This is a genomic window from Burkholderia singularis (genome assembly GCF_900176645.1).
Taxonomy (GTDB): Bacteria; Pseudomonadota; Gammaproteobacteria; order Burkholderiales; family Burkholderiaceae; genus Burkholderia; species Burkholderia singularis.
This window is the reverse complement of record NZ_FXAN01000112.1, coordinates 19,578-36,999: the sequence shown is the minus strand read 5'-3', so window position 1 is coordinate 36,999 and position 17,422 is coordinate 19,578. Positions and strand designations below refer to the sequence as shown.

The 17,422-nt window shown below is 66.4% G+C and carries 12 protein-coding genes; 8 read left to right on the top strand and 4 right to left on the bottom strand.

The genetic code is table 11. The features are described 5' to 3' along the window. Both BSIN_RS23195 and BSIN_RS23190 read left to right on the top strand, forming a co-directional pair. The coding region (locus BSIN_RS23195; RefSeq protein WP_256583980.1) for a PfkB family carbohydrate kinase at positions 1-338 on the top strand (338 nt) is incomplete at its 5' end. Positions 339-360: 22 nt separating this feature from the next. Then, on the top strand, positions 361-2,211 hold the full coding sequence (locus tag BSIN_RS23190; protein ID WP_089342158.1) for a PTS fructose transporter subunit IIBC: 1,851 nt from the start codon (positions 361-363) through the stop codon (positions 2,209-2,211). Between the two features lie 238 nt (positions 2,212-2,449). On the opposite strand, the gene BSIN_RS23185 is transcribed toward BSIN_RS23190, so the two are convergent. Next, the gene (locus tag BSIN_RS23185; RefSeq protein ID WP_089342155.1) at positions 2,450-5,290 is read right to left on the bottom strand and encodes a TonB-dependent receptor domain-containing protein; all 2,841 of its coding nucleotides are present in this window, start codon (positions 5,288-5,290) and stop codon (positions 2,450-2,452) included. Positions 5,291-5,833: 543 nt separating this feature from the next. Between BSIN_RS23185 and BSIN_RS23180 the strand changes: the two genes are divergently transcribed. Next, a complete protein-coding gene (locus BSIN_RS23180) occupies positions 5,834-7,291 on the top strand; it encodes an MFS transporter (protein WP_089342154.1) in 1,458 nt (485 codons plus the stop codon). A gap of 246 nt (positions 7,292-7,537) precedes the next feature. Here the strand turns inward: BSIN_RS23180 and BSIN_RS23175 are convergent, their stop codons facing one another. From BSIN_RS23175 to BSIN_RS23165, 3 genes are all read right to left on the bottom strand, one after another. Further along, positions 7,538-8,551, bottom strand: coding sequence for a DUF2891 domain-containing protein (locus tag BSIN_RS23175; RefSeq protein WP_059520322.1), 1,014 nt, complete (start codon positions 8,549-8,551; stop codon positions 7,538-7,540). Positions 8,552-8,656: 105 nt separating this feature from the next. Further along, the gene (locus BSIN_RS23170) at positions 8,657-9,286 is read right to left on the bottom strand and encodes a hypothetical protein (RefSeq protein WP_143757529.1); all 630 of its coding nucleotides are present in this window, start codon (positions 9,284-9,286) and stop codon (positions 8,657-8,659) included. 95 nt (positions 9,287-9,381) lie between these two features. After that, the gene (locus BSIN_RS23165) at positions 9,382-10,110 is read right to left on the bottom strand and encodes a TetR/AcrR family transcriptional regulator (protein WP_059520197.1); all 729 of its coding nucleotides are present in this window, start codon (positions 10,108-10,110) and stop codon (positions 9,382-9,384) included. Between the two features lie 213 nt (positions 10,111-10,323). Between BSIN_RS23165 and BSIN_RS23160 the strand changes: the two genes are divergently transcribed. From BSIN_RS23160 to BSIN_RS23140, 5 genes are all read left to right on the top strand, one after another. Continuing rightward, positions 10,324-11,508, top strand: coding sequence for an isovaleryl-CoA dehydrogenase (locus BSIN_RS23160; RefSeq protein ID WP_089342152.1), 1,185 nt, complete (start codon positions 10,324-10,326; stop codon positions 11,506-11,508). Between the two features lie 22 nt (positions 11,509-11,530). After that, positions 11,531-13,138: a carboxyl transferase domain-containing protein gene (locus BSIN_RS23155; protein WP_089342151.1), complete on the top strand. Its 1,608-nt coding sequence runs from the start codon at positions 11,531-11,533 to the stop codon at positions 13,136-13,138. Positions 13,139-13,148: 10 nt separating this feature from the next. Further along, positions 13,149-13,934 carry an enoyl-CoA hydratase/isomerase family protein gene (locus BSIN_RS23150; RefSeq protein WP_089342157.1) on the top strand — a complete coding sequence of 262 codons (786 nt, stop codon included), beginning with the start codon at positions 13,149-13,151 and terminating at the stop codon, positions 13,932-13,934. A 156-nt stretch (positions 13,935-14,090) separates the two neighbouring features. After that, positions 14,091-16,091 carry an acetyl-CoA carboxylase biotin carboxylase subunit gene (locus tag BSIN_RS23145; RefSeq protein WP_089342150.1) on the top strand — a complete coding sequence of 667 codons (2,001 nt, stop codon included), beginning with the start codon at positions 14,091-14,093 and terminating at the stop codon, positions 16,089-16,091. A 158-nt stretch (positions 16,092-16,249) separates the two neighbouring features. Then, a complete protein-coding gene (locus tag BSIN_RS23140) occupies positions 16,250-17,395 on the top strand; it encodes a DUF2827 domain-containing protein (protein ID WP_059520201.1) in 1,146 nt (381 codons plus the stop codon). Positions 17,396-17,422 lie beyond the last annotated feature (27 nt).

Genomic DNA, 17,422 nt, shown 5'->3' with positions numbered 1-17,422 from the left:
CGGCAGCAGCGACGGCGGCCGACAGCGCCGCGGCATCGCCGCCGCGCCGCGCGTCGCCCGTCACCTTCGAATGCTTTCGCGCCACGCCGCCGCGCGTGCGTGTCGCGAGCACGGTCGGCGCGGGCGACGCGTTCGTCGCCGGGCTCGTCGCGAGTCTGACCGAGGCGCGGACGTGGTGCGACGCGGGGCGCCGCGCGAGTGCGTTCGCGGCGGCCAAGCTCGCGCGCGTCGGCCCGCATTTGCCGGACCGCGCCACGCTCGACGCGCTCGCGGCGCAAGTCGAAGTCGAGCGTTTCATGCTGACCGCGTCCGCGGATGGCGTTGTCGTTGATCTATGAGCCGGGTATGCCGGAGGCAGCAATGAAAAATTTGATCGGATTCGTGGCGGCGGACGCGCAAACGGTCGCGCCGGCCTTTGCGTCGCACGCGCTGAGCCGCGCGGCGCGCGTCCAGGGGATTGCGTTGACGCTCGAGACGCGCAGCGCGCTCGGCGTGCAGACGCCGGTATCGGCCGCGCAGATCGACGCGGCGAGCGCGGTGCTGATTGCCACCGATGGCGTCACCACGATCGACGAAGCGCCGTTTGCGGGTAAGAAGCTGCATCGCGTGTCGCTCGACGATGCGATCCGCGATGCGCACGGCGTGCTGGCGCGCGCGGCAGGCGACGCATCTGCCGCCGCGCTTGCGCATCCGGCGGCAGATGCGCCGGATGCGGCGGCAACCGGCATGACGCCGGCCGCCGGCGCATCGTCGGCGAACGGCGCCGGCACCGCATCCGGCGCGCGTGCGCTGAAAATCGTCGCGATCACGTCGTGCCCGACGGGCATCGCGCATACGTTCATGGCGGCCGAAGGGCTCACGCAAGGCGCGCGCGCGCTCGGCCATACGATCCACGTCGAAACGCAGGGCTCGGTCGGCGCGCAAAACCGGCTGACCGATGCGCAAATCGCCGAGGCCGATCTCGTCGTGATCGCCGCCGACACGCAGGTCGACAAGCGGCGCTTCATCGGCAAGCGGCTCTATCAGACGGGCACCAAAAGCGCGATCGGCAAGGGCGCGGCGCTGCTCGACAAGGCGATCGCCGAGGCGAGCGTCGAAGGCGGCGCGCAGGCCGGAGCCAGTGCGAACGCCGCGCCGCTCGTCGATCAGGTCGCGGCCGCGAAGCAGGCGCGCGCCGCGAAAGCGGGTGGCCCGTACCGTCATCTGATGACGGGCGTGTCGTTCATGCTGCCGTTCGTGGTCGCGGGCGGTTTGTTGATTGCATTGTCGTTTGCGCTCGGCGGCATTTATGCATTCGACGATGCGCACAAAGGCACGCTCGCATGGTCGCTGTTCCAGATCGGTGCGAAATCGGCGTTCGCGCTGATCGTGCCGGTGCTGTCCGGCTATATCGCGTATTCGATCGCGGACCGGCCCGGGATCACGCCGGGCATGGTCGGCGGGATGCTCGCGGCGAGCCTGAACGCGGGTTTTCTCGGTGGCATCGTGTCGGGTTTCCTTGCTGGTTACACCGCGCTGCTCATCAATCGCCACTTGAAGCTGCACCGCAATCTCGAAGGATTGAAACCGGTGCTGATCATTCCGCTGCTGTCGACGCTGGTGGTCGGCCTGCTGATGCTCTATGTGGTCGGCACGCCGGTCGCCGCCGTGCTGCATGCGCTCGAAGGCTGGCTGCGCTCGATGCAGACGGGCAGCGCGGTGATGCTGGGCGCGCTGTTGGGCGGCATGATGGCGCTCGACATGGGCGGGCCGGTCAACAAGGCGGCCTACGCGTTCAGCGCCGGCCTGATCGCAAGCCATGTGTACACGCCGATGGCCGCGACGATGGCTGCCGGGATGACGCCGCCGCTCGGCATCGCGCTCGCGACCTGGCTGTTCCGCAGCCGCTTCGGCGCCGAGGAACGCGAGGCGGGCAATGCGGCCGCGGTGCTCGGCATCGCGTTCATCACCGAAGGCGCGATTCCGTTCGCGGCGCGCGATCCGATGCGAGTGATTCCCGCGTGCATTGCGGGCTCGGCGGTGACGGGCGCGATCTCGATGGCGGCGGGCGCGGAGCTGAAAGTGCCGCACGGCGGGATTTTCGTGCTGCCGATTCCGAATGCGGTCACGCATCTCGGCGTGTATGCGCTCGCGATCGTCGTCGGCACGCTCGTGACGGCGGTGGCGGCGGGCGTGCTCAAGCGCAGGCCCGCTGAGGCGGCGGGCGCTTGAGCGTGGCGGCGTATTGGCAGGCGAGCATGCTGGCCAACGCGTGAACGCGCGCTGTGCGCATGGCGGCGACGCATCGGGCGGCGATACATCGGACGCCACAGCGAGTGGGCGGCACATCGGGCACCGTTCGTTCGCGGCCGTGCGCCGCGGCGGGGGCGCCGCCATTCTCTATAGGGTCGCCGGCCGCCAGCCGCCGGCACGCCAGCCGTGCGCATACCAGCCGCGCGGCACGCGCCGCTTAGTTGAACCGGTGCGCGAACTCCAGCCAAACCGTGCGCCCGTAAGGCATGTAGTAGCCGACCGGGTAGTAAGGCCATCCACTCGAATCGTCGTGCTTGATCGTATCGAACACGTTATTGACGACAAGCGTCAGCGACGTGTCCTTCGTGAATTGATGCGACACGCTCAGGTTCGCGAGCGTCGTCGGCGACAGATACGCGGTCTGTGCGGCATTGGGCACTTTGCCGTAGCGCTCGACCTGCACGGTCGTCGTCCATTTCGGCAGTGACCACGTGACGCTCGTCATCAGCTTGTCGGGCCATTCGGGGTTGCCGGTGGGGTTTTGCAGCGAGTGCAGCACGTCCACCACCGCGCCGCCCGCGTTCTCCTGATACTTGTGGCTCAGCACCTTCGTGAAATTGACGGTCCACAGCAGCGTGCCCCAGCCGCGCAGCCGGAAACGCCACTTGCCGGTCAGATCGAAGCCGGTGGTTTTTTCCATCGCGGCGTTGATCGGATTCACGAGAATCGTATTGATCGCGCCCGGATCGAGCACGGCCGTCAGCGGGTTGCGGACCACGCGGCGCAGCGCGTCCTGGCAGTCGACCGAGTTGGCGTTCAATTGCCCGCTGCGGCACGCCGATTCGGTGCGCAGCAGGTTGTCCGGATCGATGTTGGTGACGAGATTGTCGATCCGGATGTTGTAGTAATCGGCCGATAGATCGATGTCCGGCGTCGGCGCGAGCACGAAACCCGCGCTCCACGACTTGCCGTTTTCCGGCTTCAGATTGTGATTGCCCATCTGCACGAAATTGGAGCCGGGCGATACCCGCGCATACTGGCATGATGCGATCGGCTGCCCCGACTGCGCGCAGCGGTAGTAGTCCGTGGTCGATTCGAAATAGCCTTTCGTCGGGGCCTGGAAGATGTAGTTCATGTCCGGCGCGCGAAAGCTCGTTCCGTAATTGCCGCGCAACAGCAGCTCGCGCAGCGGCCGGTATTCGATGCCCAGATCGTAGGTGAACTTGTGATTGCGCGTGCCGGCAAACGAATAGTCGTCGTAGCGGGTCGCGACGTTCGCGATCAGCTGCTTGAACACGGGGATGCGCAGCTCGAATTCGGCCGCATAGCGCTTGCGGTTGCCGCTCGCGCCGTAGATGCCGTTTTGGTTGTAGTACGCGCCTTGATTGAGCGCGGAGTCGACCGTGTTGCTGAAGCCTTGCGTGCCGTACTCGATCACGCCCGCGGCCTTGACCGCGCCCGCCGGCAGTTTGAACAGCTCGCCGTTGCCGGACAGGCTGACCGTCTGCGTCCACGTGTTGTTCTGGTTGCTCGACTGGCCGTACAGCGAGCTGAATTGGCCGGGCGTGACGGGCGACGAGAAGCGCGACGGATCGGGCGCGTAGATCGGCGTGCCGTCGGCGGTCGTGCCGAGTTGCGGGCCGAGGAAGTACGAATCGATGCCGGCGCGCAGGATCGGTCGCGTCGCGCGGCTCTGATAGCCGGATGCGCTATATGACAACTCGTAGTTCCAGGTGCCGGTGCCGGGCACCGTGCCGCGAATGCCGGTAATCAGGTTGCCGAAGCGATCGTCCCAGCGCTTGTTCCAGTTCGTCACGCCGCCGATTTCCTCGGGAGAGAAGCGCTTGGTCCATTGCTCGTTCGCGTCCGTCAGCGCATTGTGGAAATAGCCGGTCGATCCGCCGAGCGACGTCCAGTTCGGGCCGCGCGTATTGTTCTCCGTCTGGTTGAACGCGGCCGACACCGAGCCGAACAGCGTGGCGTGTTCGTTGAGCCGGTATTCGACGCCGCCGTACAGGTTTTCGCTGCTATTGTCGGTCTGCGTGGTCCAGTACGCCGGCAGCGCCTGGCCCGAGCCGCAGTATGTGCCCTTGCCGCCGGTGACGCTCGACACGGAGCCGCCGAACGCGCCGATGCCGTTGAGCGCGCTGCACGGGCCGGACGCGTTGAAGTACTTGCCGGTGTCGAGGTTGCGGCGCGACCAGACGATTCTCGGCGTCTCGCCTTCGAGCGTCTCCGACGACATGAAGTCGCGCTCGCGTGCCCAGATCGGCCGGGTCTTGCTGACTTCCAGGCCGAACACCGCGCTCAAGTCGCCGAGTTCCTTGCCGCCCGTGATTTGCAGCCGGCCGTTTTCGCCGCCGCCGCGCGTCGCGCCGCCGCCCTTGACGTTGACCTCGACGCCGTTGATGTGCTTCTTCATGATGATGTTGACGACGCCCGCGATCGCATCGGAGCCGTACACGGCGGACGCCGCGCCGTTCAGGATCTCGATGCGCTCGACCATCGCGGACGGAATGTTCGCGAGATTGGTGAAATTCACGTTGCCGTCATAGGCGATCGGATAATCGGCGAGCCGGTGGCCGTCGATCAATACGAGCGTGTGGTTCGGCCCGAGCCCGCGCAGGCTGATCGCGTTGGCCGCCGGCGTGAACGTGTTGCCGTAGTCCGAGCCCTGCGTGAAGCCGGTATTTTGCGTCTGCTGCTGGAGCGCGTCGAAGACGTTGCGGTAGCCTTTTTCGTCGAGCTCCTTGCCGGTGATCACCGTCACGGGCGTCGAGCCTTCCTTTTCGGTGCGCGGAATCCGCGATCCCGTCACGACGAATTGCTTGAGCGACGCAACCGGCTGCTGCGCGGGCGTTTCGCGCGCGGCGGCGGCCGTGCCGGATGCCGCCGTTGCCGCGGTGGCGCTGGCCGCGCCGGACGCACCGGCAGCCGTGCCGGCCGGCGCTTGTGTTGGTTGCGCGCCGGCCGGGGGCATGGCGAACAACATCAAGGACAGGCCGAGCGCGAGCGCGCCCCTCCTCGTAAAGGATAGTGGTTCGTGAAGCGGGTTCATATTGTTTTATCGACGACCAGACCGACAGGTCATACGGCTGCCGCCCGGCCCCGGCGTCGCCGGGCGAGCGGCGATGCGGCGGCGCGCGACAACCCCCCCTGCTCGTGACGATCCGGTCTGCGTGTCGATCAGGACGCCGATCGAACCGCGACACGCGAATCGAGAGCAGACTATTGCTTGACGTTGCCCGGCGCGCGCTTCGAGACGCGCGTCCGGCGACGCGTGGGGAGGACTCTAGCGACAGAGAAATCCCGGATCAAACGATCTTTTCTGCTATGAATGTGATATTTCGAATGTTGGCGGCACGGTGTGTCTTGTGCTGAGCATGCCGCACGCCGGCATGCGCCGTGATGGCGCGACGGGCATCCCCGGTACAATGCGCGAACCCGGCAGCCGCGCGGCCGCATGCCGCCCTCACAACGGCGCGCCGGCAATAGGCCGACAGACTGGTAGGCCGACAGGCCGGCGGCACGAGCGAAGGCGATACCGCGGCGGCACGGCACACGACAACGACACGAATCTGGAATCTGGAGACACTCCCGCATGATCTCAACGGATAGCGACCCGCGCACGCCGCCCGAGCCTGCGTCCGGGCGTGCACCGGCGACGAATCCGACGCATGCGGCGGCGCTCGACGCCGGCGCCATCGCGGCGCGCCTGGACCGCCTGCCGCCCACGCGCAGCGTCTGGAAACTCGTCGTGCTGCTGAGCCTGGGCTTCTTCTTCGAACTCTACGATCTGTTGTACAGCGGCTACGTCGCGCCCGGTCTCTTGAAAAGCGGCCTCTTTACCGCGACGACGCATGGCCTGTTCGGCACCACGGGCATCGCGAGCTTCATCGCCGCATTGTTCGCGGGGCTGTTCGTTGGCACGATCGCGTGCGGCTTTCTCGCCGATCGCTTCGGGCGCCGTGCGGTGTTCACGTATTCGCTGCTGGCCTATACGGCCGCGAACGTCGTGATGGCGTTCCAGCACACGGCCGCGGGCGTCAATTTCTGGCGCTTCGTCGTCGGGCTCGGACTCGGCGTCGAGATGGTGACGATCGGCACGTACATTTCGGAGCTTGTGCCCAAGCAGATCCGCGGGCGCGCGTTCGCCTGCGAGCAAGCGGTCGGCTTCGTGGCGGTGCCCGTCGTCGCGCTGCTCGCTTATCTGCTCGTGCCGCGCGCGCCGTTCGGCATCGACGGCTGGCGCTGGGTCGTGCTGATCGGCGCGCACGGTGCGATTTTCGTCTGGTGGATTCGCCGTCAGTTGCCGGAGAGCCCGCGCTGGCTCGCGCAGCAGGGTAGGCTCGACGAGGCCGAGCGCGTGCTCGCGGCGCTGGAGGCCAAGGTCGAGGCCGAGCATGGCCGGCCGCTGCCGCCGCCCGGGCCCGCCGAGCCGGTCGCGCCGCGCGGCCGCTTCAGCGCGATGTGGGTGCCGCCGTATCGCAAGCGCACGCTGATGATGACGGTGTTCAACGTGTTTCAGACCGTCGGTTTCTACGGTTTCGCGAACTGGGTGCCGACGCTGCTCGTCAAGCAGGGGATCACCGTGACGACGAGCCTGCTGTATTCGAGCGTGATCGCGCTCGCCGCGCCCATTGGCCCGCTGATTGGCCTCGCGATCGCCGACCGTTTCGAGCGCAAGACCGTGATCGTCGCGATGGCGGGAGCAGCGATGGTCTGCGGGCTGCTGTTCAGCCAGACGTCATCGGCGTGGCTGCTGGTTGCGCTGGGCGTGGGGCTGACGCTTGCGAACAACATCCTGTCGTACAGCTTCCACGCTTATCAGGCGGAGCTGTTTCCCACGGCGATCCGTGCGCGAGCCGTCGGTTTCGTTTATTCGTGGAGCCGGTTTTCGGCGATCTTCACGTCTTTTGCGATCGCGGCCGTGTTGAAGGGATTCGGCACGGCGGGCGTGTTCGTGTTTATCGCAGCCGCGATGGCGATCGTCATGTCCGCGATCGGGTTGATGGGGCCGCGCACGAAAGGCATCGCGCTCGAGGCGATATCGGGCTGATCCGGCGGATGATTCGCGCGGGGCCGATGCGTGCCGCCGGCACGCTTGCGGCGGCCGGTTTGCCTGCCGGGCCGCGGCGCGATCGCGAATTGTGTGTTGAGCCGCGCCGAACGCGACGCGATGCTCGAATCCGGCGGCTTCACGCGCCCATACCAACTTGCCCGGCGGCCGAAGCCGCCGTCATCGGCGGTTGCCTGCACGGACGGCTTGCCGGCGCGACCCGGCCGGCGGCATCCGCATGCCGCCTTATGCTTCCAGCGCGAGCGTCGCGAACGACGCGAGCCAGTGCTCGCCCATGTAGTCGCCCGTCACGTGCGGCAGCGCGCTCGCCAGATGCCGTTCGGCCGCCTCGGCGAGCACGGCCCGGCGGGGATCGTCGTGCGGCAGCGCTCGCGCGAGCGAGCGCTGGCACCATGCTCGGCTCAGGTTCAGCCCGTCGAGGTGGGCGATTTTGCCGTCGCTGCGGTCGGTGACGGTCGCCGGCGTGAATAGCGTCGCGGGTTCGCGTGCAGCGAGTGCCGGCAGAAATGCGTTGAACCACGGCAGGAATTCGTCGGCGGGCAACACGCGTCGCATCAGCTCCGCTTCCATCAGCGCAGGCGACAGGAACTCGTCGCCGCCCGGCTCCCAGGCTTGGCAGTGCGCATCGCGCAGATGCCAACGGCGCGCGGTCTCGACGATCAGCGCATCCAGCGCCGCATGCTGGGTGACGCGCGCGAAATCGAGCGCGAGCGACAGCGCGAACGACGTATTGAAGTGCGTGCCGACGCGCACCGGATAAGTCGCCTTCGGCAGAAACTCGACGAAGCGCTCGACGACGATACCCGTGAGCGGCGCGAGCGTCGCGCACCAGCGCTGCGCTTGCGCCGAGCGCATCGACGCGAGTTGCGCGGACAACGCGAGCAGCCACGCCCAGCCATAAGGGCGCTCGAAATTGCGGTTGTGCGGCAAGCGTAGGTAGGCCGCTTCGCCGGCGGCGTTGGCGGCGGTGAAATGCTCGTCGACGACCGATGCGATGCGCGCTGCTTCCGGCAAATCCGGAAAGCGCTCGATCAGATGCGTGACGAGCCAATAGCCGTGCACGCAAGAATGCCAGTCATAGCTGCCGTAGAAGATCGGATGCAACTCGCGCGGGCTGCGCACGTCTTGTGGCCCGGCGAGCGAATGCGTGATCCGGTTCGGGTATTCGCGCGTCAGGTGGCCGAGCGCGACGCGCGCAAAGTGTGACGCGAGCGCGGCTGTCAGATGGCTGTCGGTCATGAATGGAATGGACTCGATGGGCGCGGCGCGGAAGCGCGCCGCGATCGGCACCATCTTACTGGTTGACGCGCGAACGCGCTCGGGCCGCGCCCGGCCGTTTGCCGGCTATGGGCGGCAGTTCAGCTGCCGGTAGCGGGCTTCCAGCTCGGCCTGCCTGTCGCTGCGCTCGCGTTGCTGCTTCTTGTCTTTTTCCGTCATGGGAAAGGCGGCGGGATCGTGATGCAGCGCGGACGGGTATGCCGGCGGCACGTTCGGCGGCGTGCGGCCTTGCTGCTTGGGCAGCGGCCTGGACGGCGGCGGGAGATAGACGGGCGCGGCAGGAATCACCCACGGTGCGGGATCGTAAGCCGCGCCCGGTGCGCGCAGCGACAGCGGCGGGGCAGGCGCTCCCGGCGTACTCGCGCGCATCAGATTGTCGATTTGCGATGCGAGCTTGTCGCATTCGTCGAGCCGGCCATATTCCTGCGCGTGCGCGAAGTTGCGCTGCAACGGCGCGGCATATTGCGCGTGGGACGCTTCGACGCTCGACGACGCGGCGCGCGCAGCGTAGGCGGCCGGCGCGGCGGCCGCGCGTGGGACCGTGCGCAGCGCGGCCGAGTGAGCGTGAGTGGACGGCGACGGATGGCGGGGCGACGGCGGTTGTTGCCGCGTCGTGCCCGGTTGCGGCTGGCCAAGCGGTTGCGCGCTCGCATAGGCTGGGCTCAGCAGCGAGATGGCCAGGGCCGCATTTGACATCGAAAACTTCATGCGGACGAACGGAGAAACGAGAATCCAACGGCCGCGTATCGTCTCACATTGCGCCCGTCTCGTCGAATCGGGCGCGTATCGAATCAAGCTCCGCTTGCGCGTTGCGCGTCGTCGAGCCGGCGCATCGCGTCCGCGACGTCGCTGCGAAATCGCGCGAGCGCCTCGCGCTGCGGCTCGGGCGGTTGCAGCGCGGCCCACAGCAGATCGGTCAATTGCTGGGCGGTCGCGTCGATATCGAGCTTGCGGTGGCCGAGCGTCGCGTCCCACAGCACGTGCTCCATCGGCCCGAATACCAGCGAGCGCAGCAGGCTCAGCGGCACGTCCGCGCGAACCTGGCCGTTTGCCTGGCCGCGCGCGAGTACGTCCATCAGCGGCGCGGTGTAGCGGCGCTGCAGCGCGCTCAGCTCGTCGGCGAGCGCGTGCTGCTTCGCGCGCCCCTCGGACAGCACGAGCGCGCACAGCCCGGTGCCGTGCACGAGCATCAGCCGCAAGTGCGTGCGCACGATGAAGGCGAACTGCTGGCGTACCGATGCGTCGCGAGGCATGCCGGTTTCGAACGCGTCGATGATCTCGTCGTACCAATCGGCGATCACGCGCGCGCAGAGTTCGCGTTTGCCGCGAAAGTAGTTGAATACGGTCGCTTCCGAGACGCCCACCCGATGCGCGATCTCGGCGGCCGTCGCGTGCTCGTAACCTTTTTCGGCGAACACAGCGCGCCCCGCGCGCAGAATGTCCTGCACGCGCTGCTGCGATTTGGGGCCGGTGGGTGCGCGCGGTGTGCTGGGACGGTCGGTCTTGGCTGGCGTGCTCATAACGGAAGAAGGGCGGATTCGCGTCGCCGGTGCAGGATTGGAACAGTTTCGATGATAGTTGAGTATCGCTCAGAAAACTATTGACGATTGCGTGGGCGACGCGCGAAACTAGCAAAAATTTTCGCTGTATATAGCGTTGAAACTATGGCGGCACAAATCTGAGCATCACTCAGAAGCTGGCGTTTCGCCGAACTTCCTGGCATTGGAGGAGACATGAGCAACCTGCCTGGCGTGAACTTCATGCTCGGTGAAGATATCGAGATGCTGCGCGATGCGGTCGCGCATTTCGCCGCGAAGGAAATCGCGCCGCGCGCGGCGGAAATCGATCGCACCGATCAGTTCCCGATGGATCTGTGGCGCAAGTTCGGCGAGCTTGGCGTGCTCGGGATGACGGTTGCCGAAGAATACGGCGGCGCGAATCTCGGTTACACCGCGCACATGGTCGCGATGGAGGAGATCTCGCGTGCGTCGGCATCGGTCGGGTTGTCGTATGGCGCGCATTCGAACCTGTGCGTGAACCAGATCCACCGCAACGGCACCGACGCGCAAAAGCAGAAATATCTGCCTAAGCTGGTGTCGGGCGAGCATGTCGGCGCGCTCGCGATGAGCGAGCCGAACGCGGGGTCCGACGTCGTCAGTATGAAGCTGCGCGCGGACCGGCGCGGCGATCGCTACGTGCTGAACGGCGCGAAGATGTGGATCACGAACGGCCCGGACTGCGACACGCTCGTCGTCTACGCGAAGACCGAGCCCGACGCCGGCCCGCGCGGCATCACCGCGTTCATCGTCGAGAAGGGCATGAAGGGTTTTTCGGTCGCGCAAAAGCTCGACAAGCTCGGCATGCGCGGCTCGCATACGGGCGAGCTGGTGTTTCAGGACGTCGAGGTGCCGGCCGAGAACATCCTCGGCGAGCTGAACGGCGGCGTGAAGGTGCTGATGAGCGGCCTCGACTACGAGCGGGCAGTGCTGGCGGGCGGCCCGACGGGCATCATGGCCGCGTGCCTCGACGCGGTGGTGCCGTACATCCACGATCGCAAGCAGTTCGGCCAGCCGATCGGCGAATTCCAGCTGATCCAGGGCAAGATCGCCGATATGTACACGACCTTCCAAGCCTGCCGCGCGTATCTGTACGCGGTCGGGCGCCATCTCGATACGGCGTCGTCGGGCGGGCATTTGCGCGAGGTGCGCAAGGACTGCGCGGGCGTGATCCTCTATACCGCGGAAAAGGCGACGTGGATGGCCGGCGAGGCGATCCAGATTCTCGGCGGCAACGGCTACATCAACGAATATCCGGTCGGCCGTCTATGGCGCGACGCGAAGCTCTACGAGATCGGCGCCGGCACGAGCGAGATCCGCCGGATGCTGATCGGCCGCGAGCTGTTCGCGCAAACGCTTTGATTTCGTGCGTGGAGCCTACGCGATGCCGATCATCGAATCCAAGCTGAACCCGCGCGCCGACGATTTCCGCGCGAACGCCGCCGCGCTCGAGGCGCTCGTCGCCGATCTGCGCGACAAGATCGAGCGGCTCGCGCAAGGCGGCGGCCAGGCCGCGCGCGACAAGCATCTGGCGCGCGGCAAGCTGCTGCCGCGCGATCGGATTGCGCAACTGCTCGATCCGGGCACGCCGTTTCTGGAGCTGTCGCAACTGGCCGCATACGGGATGTATAACGACGACGCGCCGGGCGCGGGCATCATCACCGGCATCGGCCGGATCGCGGGCCGCGAGTGCGTGATCGTGTGCAACGACGCCACGGTCAAGGGCGGCACCTACTATCCGATGACCGTGAAGAAACATGTGCGCGCGCAGGAGATCGCGGCCGAGAACCGGCTGCCGTGCGTCTATCTCGTCGATTCCGGCGGCGCGAACCTGCCCAACCAGGACGACGTGTTTCCCGATCGCGATCATTTCGGCCGGATCTTCTTCAATCAGGCGAATTTGTCGGCCGAAGGCATCGCCCAGATCGCGGTCGTGATGGGTTCGTGCACCGCGGGCGGCGCGTATGTGCCGGCGATGAGCGACGAGTCGATCATCGTGAGGAATCAAGGGACGATCTTCCTCGGCGGCCCGCCGCTGGTGAAGGCGGCCACCGGCGAGGAAGTCAGCGCGGAGGACTTGGGCGGCGGCGACGTGCATACGCGGCTGTCGGGCGTTGCCGATCATCTCGCGCAGAACGATGCGCATGCGCTCGCGATCGCGCGCGGCATCGTCGGCCATCTCGGCGCGCGTGCTCAGGCGCCGCTCGTCGCACGCGAGCCGCTGCCGCCGCGCTACGACGCGAAGAGCCTGTACGGCGTGATTCCGACCGATACGAGAAAGCCGTTCGACGTGCGCGAGGTGATTGCGCGGATCGTCGACGATTCCGCGTTCGACGAATTCAAGGCGCGTTTCGGCACGACGCTCGTCACCGGTTTCGCGCACATCTGGGGCTATCCGGTCGGGATCGTCGCGAACAACGGCATTCTGTTTTCCGAATCGGCGGTGAAGGGCGCGCATTTCATCGAACTGTGCTGCCAGCGCAAGATTCCGCTCGTATTCCTGCAGAACATCACCGGGTTCATGGTCGGCCGCAAATACGAGAACGAAGGGATCGCGCGGCACGGCGCGAAGATGGTGACGGCGGTGTCCACCGCGCAGGTGCCGAAGTTCACGGTCATCATCGGCGGCTCGTTCGGCGCGGGCAATTACGGAATGTGCGGCCGCGCGTTCGGCCCGCGCTTTTTGTGGATGTGGCCGAATGCGCGGATCTCGGTGATGGGCGGCGAGCAGGCCGCGTCGGTGCTCGCGACGGTGAGGCGCGACGGGATCGAGGCGAAGGGCGGTCAATGGTCGGCCGACGACGAAGAGGCGTTCAAGCAGCCGATTCGCGAGCAGTACGAGCGCCAGGGGCATCCGTACTATGCGAGCGCGCGCTTGTGGGACGACGGCGTGATCGATCCGGCGCAGACGCGCGACGTGCTTGGCCTGGGCCTTGCTGCGGCGATGAACGCGCCGATCGGCGAGACCCGCTTCGGCGTGTTCCGGATGTGAGGACATGGTCATGCGCTACGAAACGATCGAAGTGACCGAAGACGGCCGCGTCGCGACCGTCACGCTCGCGCGTCCCGACGTGCGCAACGCGTTCAACGAGATGATGATCGCCGAGCTGACGACCGCGTTCGAATGGCTCGATGCGCACGAAGGCGTGCGCGCGGTGGTGCTCGCGTCGCGCGGGCCGGCGTTTTGCGCGGGCGCCGATCTGAACTGGATGAAGAAGATGGCGGGCTTCTCCGACGACGAGAACCGCGCGGATGCGCGCAAGCTCGCGCGGATGCTCGATGCGATTTACCGCTGCGCGAAGCCCGTGATCGCTCGGGTGCACGGCGACGCCTATGCGGGCGGAGTCGGCCTCGTCGCCGCGTCCGATATCGCGGTCGCGGCCGACGGCGTGAAATTCTGCCTGTCGGAAGCGCGTCTCGGGCTGATTCCGGCGACGATCGCGCCATACGTGGTGCGTGCAATCGGCGAGCGCGCCGCACGCCGTTATTTTGCGACCGCGGAGGTGTTCGATTGCGCGAAAGCCGAGCAGCTCGGTTTCGTCCACGAGCGCGTGCCGGGCAGCGCGCTCGACGAGACGGTCGCCAAGCTTGCCGATGCGCTGTGCGCGAACGGGCCGCAGGCGGTGCGCGCGTGCAAGACGCTGGTGCGCGACGTGGCGGGGCGTCCGCTGGATGCGGCGCTGATCGACGATACCGCCGAGCGTATCGCGTGCACCCGCGCCGGCGCGGAGGCGCGCGAAGGCATCGCGTCGTTTCTCGAAAAGCGCGCGCCCGCGTGGCGCACGTGAACCGGCCGCCAAGGCAACGCGCCGCCGCAGGCGCGGCGCATGCCGGGCGCCCGATGTCCGAGTTTGTCCGGCATCGGATGCCGCGCGCCGCCGGATAGGCCAGCGCCAGCCTGCTGTCAACCGAACCCGTTACTTTCACCCATTCCCAGAGCCGCCATGTTCGACAAGATCCTGATCGCCAACCGCGGAGAAATCGCGTGCCGGGTGGCCGCAACCTGCAAACGTCTCGGCATTGCCAGCGTCGCGGTTTATTCGGATGCCGACGTGAACGCGAAGCACGTCGCCGCGTGCGATGAAGCCGTGCATATCGGCGCCGCGGCCGCGGCTGACAGTTATCTGCAAATCGCGCGCATCGTCGATGCCGCCCGGGCGACCGGCGCGCAGGCGATTCATCCGGGCTATGGCTTCCTGTCGGAGAACGAGGAATTCGCGCGTGCGTGCGCCGAGGCGGGGATCGTGTTCATCGGCCCGCCCATCGACGCGATCGCGGCGATGGGTTCGAAAGCCGCCGCGAAGGCGCTGATGCAGGCCGCGGCGGTGCCGCTCGTGCCCGGCTATCACGGCGACGACCAGGCAGCCGATTTGTTGCGGCGCGAAGCAGACCGGATCGGCTATCCGGTGCTGCTGAAGGCGAGCGCGGGCGGCGGCGGCAAGGGCATGCGGGTGGTGGAGCGCGCGGAGGATTTTGCTGCGGCGCTCGTGTCGTGCCAGCGCGAAGCGGCCGCGAGCTTCGGCAACGATCGCGTGCTGATCGAAAAATATTTGCAACGCCCGCGCCACGTCGAGGTGCAGGTATTCGGCGATACGTTCGGCAATGCGGTTTATCTGTTCGATCGCGATTGTTCGGTGCAGCGCCGTCACCAGAAGGTGCTCGAGGAGGCGCCCGCACCGGGCCTGCCGGACAACGTCCGGCAGGCGATGGGCGCGGCGGCGGTCGCGGCCGCGCGTGCGGTCGGCTATGTCGGCGCGGGCACCGTCGAATTCATCATGACGGGCGATACGTTCTACTTCATGGAGATGAACACGCGGCTGCAGGTCGAGCATCCGGTGACCGAAATGGTCACGGGGCTCGATCTCGTCGAATGGCAGCTGCGCGTCGCGGCGGGCGAGCCGCTGCCGTTGCAGCAATCGCAGTTGCGCGTGCGCGGGCACGCGGTCGAGGCGCGGCTCTATGCGGAGAATCCCGTGCGCGGCTTCCTGCCGTCGACCGGCACGCTCAAGCATCTGCGGCTGCCGGAGGGCGTGGAATTCGCGCTCGGCGCGGCCGTGCGCATCGACAGCGGCGTGCGCGAGGGCGATGCGATCACACCGTTTTACGATCCGATGATCGCGAAACTGATCGCGCACGGCGAAACCCGTGCGCAGGCGTTGGCAACGCTCGTGCGCGCGCTGCGCGAATGCGAAGTCGTCGGCTTGCAGACGAATGCGGCATTCCTGCAACGCATCGTCGAGAGCCGGCCGTTTGCCGACGCGGATCTCGACACGGGACTGATCGAGCGTCATCGCGACGCGCTGCTCGCGCCGCGCGATGCGCCCGCTGCCGCGCTCGCGCTGGCCTGCGCGGCGCTATTCGCGCGCGAGCAGGATGCGGCGCGGTGCGGCGAGATCGTGTCGCCGTGGAGCGCGTTGTCGAACTGGCGGCTCAACGGCAGCTATGCGCGCACGCTCGAGTGGCGCGCACTCGCTGACGACGTGGCGCTCACGGTCCGCCACGCGCAGGACCATGGCGAGCAAACGCTGCAGATCGATGGCGTTGCCCGGCCGTTCGTTTGGACGCGCGGTGCCGGCCCGCTTGATTTCGACGTGATGTTCGGTGGCGTGCGCACGGGCGGGCGCGTGTATGTCGACGGCGACACGTTCCATGTGTTCTGCCAGGGCGTTGCATGCGCGTTCGAATGGCGCAATCTGCTCGAGCACGCGGCCGATTCGACCGAGGGCGAGGGCCGCCTCACCGCGCCGATGCCGGGCAAGGTGATTGCGGTGCTCGTCGAGCCAGGGCAGAAGGTCGAGCAGGGCGATCCGCTGATCGTGATGGAAGCGATGAAAATGGAGCACACGATCGGCGCGCCGGCGGCAGGCGTCGTCGGCGAAGTGTTGTACGCGGTCGGCGATCAGGTTGCGGACGGTGCGCAGTTGTTGATTTTGAGCAAAGAGTGACAGCCGGACGACGCCAAACCTTAACGATATCTGACAGTCCGATTATTTGATGTCCGCTAGACTCATTTATGGGGGCGCGCGACGCGGGCGGTAGAACTTAAAACGCAACAGGCGGGCGGCGCGCTACACTGCGAACTTTCCCTTGCCTCCGGCATGCGATGACACCCCCTGTCGATTTAAATGGCTTGCGTATTGGCATCACCATCGGCCTGCGCGAGCCGAATGAGAGCCTGTGGATCAACGGCATCAAGCAAAATGCGCTGTTTTTAGCGAAATTGTTGATGAAATCGTCGCGCGGTTATCGCGTGACACTCGTCAATACTACTGATGTTCCGCTCACCGATGCGCTGCCATGGGACCGCCGGATTTTCGGCACCCGTTCGTTTTCCGAAATGAAGGATTCGCTCGATGTACTAATCGAGCTTGGTGGCCAGATCGACGGCGAGCAGACTGCGTATTTGAAAGCGCGCGGCGTGAAAATCGTCAGTTATTGCTGTGGTGTCGAATATATTAACGCGGTCGAATCGATTTTATTCGGCCGCCGAATGTGGGAGTCACTCTTTATCAATCGCGGTTACGACGAGATTTGGGCGATTCCGCAAATCGCGCAGTCGTCGTTGCCGTTTTTGCAGTCGCTGCGGCGTTGTCCGGCACGCGTCGTGCCGTTCGTTTGGGATCCGATGTTTCTCGGCGAGCGCACGCGGCTTCTGGCAGGGCATGGCGAATACCAGCCGAGCGGCAAGCGGGCGAAGCGGCTGACGGTGATGGAGCCGAACTTCGACGTGGTCAAGTGCTGCATCTATCCGCTGCTCATCATCGACGAGGTGTATCGCCACGATCCCGATGCGATCGCATTTACGCATGTGACGAACGCCGATCGTCTCGCGCGCGAGAGCCCGGAATTCACGATGCTGATGAACTATCTGGAGATCGTGCGCGCGAGCAAGGCGAGTTTCGTCGGGCGCTACGACACGCCCACGTTTCTCGCCGAGTACTCCGATGTCGTCGTGTCGCACCAGTGGGAAAACCCGCTGAACTACTTCTACTTCGACGTTTGTTGGCAGGGCTATCCGCTTGTCCATAACGCGAGCCTCGCGCCCGATCTCGGCTATTACTATTCGGGCAACGACGTATCCGCGGGCGTCGACGCGCTGCTGCGCGCGCTGCGCGAGCACGACGACGACTGGGAAGGCTATACGGCGCGGCAGCGGGCGATCCTGCGGCGCTACACGTCGAAGAGCCCGGCGCTCGTTGCCGAATACGACACGCTGCTCGCGAATCTCATCAACGACAGAAACCGCTGATGCGGCAATGGCCGGCGGACGCCTGCG

What these genes read in the sequence shown, in the direction of transcription:
- BSIN_RS23190 (WP_089342158.1), top strand. Translation starts at nt 361, where the DNA reads ATGAAAAATTTGATCGGATTCGTGGCGGCGGACGCGCAAACGGTCGCG.
- BSIN_RS23185 (WP_089342155.1), bottom strand. Translation starts at nt 5,290, where the DNA reads ATGAACCCGCTTCACGAACCACTATCCTTTACGAGGAGGGGCGCGCTC.
- BSIN_RS23180 (WP_089342154.1), top strand. Translation starts at nt 5,834, where the DNA reads ATGATCTCAACGGATAGCGACCCGCGCACGCCGCCCGAGCCTGCGTCC.
- BSIN_RS23175 (WP_059520322.1), bottom strand. Translation starts at nt 8,551, where the DNA reads ATGACCGACAGCCATCTGACAGCCGCGCTCGCGTCACACTTTGCGCGC.
- BSIN_RS23170 (WP_143757529.1), bottom strand. Translation starts at nt 9,286, where the DNA reads ATGTCAAATGCGGCCCTGGCCATCTCGCTGCTGAGCCCAGCCTATGCG.
- BSIN_RS23165 (WP_059520197.1), bottom strand. Translation starts at nt 10,110, where the DNA reads ATGAGCACGCCAGCCAAGACCGACCGTCCCAGCACACCGCGCGCACCC.
- BSIN_RS23160 (WP_089342152.1), top strand. Translation starts at nt 10,324, where the DNA reads ATGAGCAACCTGCCTGGCGTGAACTTCATGCTCGGTGAAGATATCGAG.
- BSIN_RS23155 (WP_089342151.1), top strand. Translation starts at nt 11,531, where the DNA reads ATGCCGATCATCGAATCCAAGCTGAACCCGCGCGCCGACGATTTCCGC.
- BSIN_RS23150 (WP_089342157.1), top strand. Translation starts at nt 13,149, where the DNA reads ATGCGCTACGAAACGATCGAAGTGACCGAAGACGGCCGCGTCGCGACC.
- BSIN_RS23145 (WP_089342150.1), top strand. Translation starts at nt 14,091, where the DNA reads ATGTTCGACAAGATCCTGATCGCCAACCGCGGAGAAATCGCGTGCCGG.
- BSIN_RS23140 (WP_059520201.1), top strand. Translation starts at nt 16,250, where the DNA reads ATGACACCCCCTGTCGATTTAAATGGCTTGCGTATTGGCATCACCATC.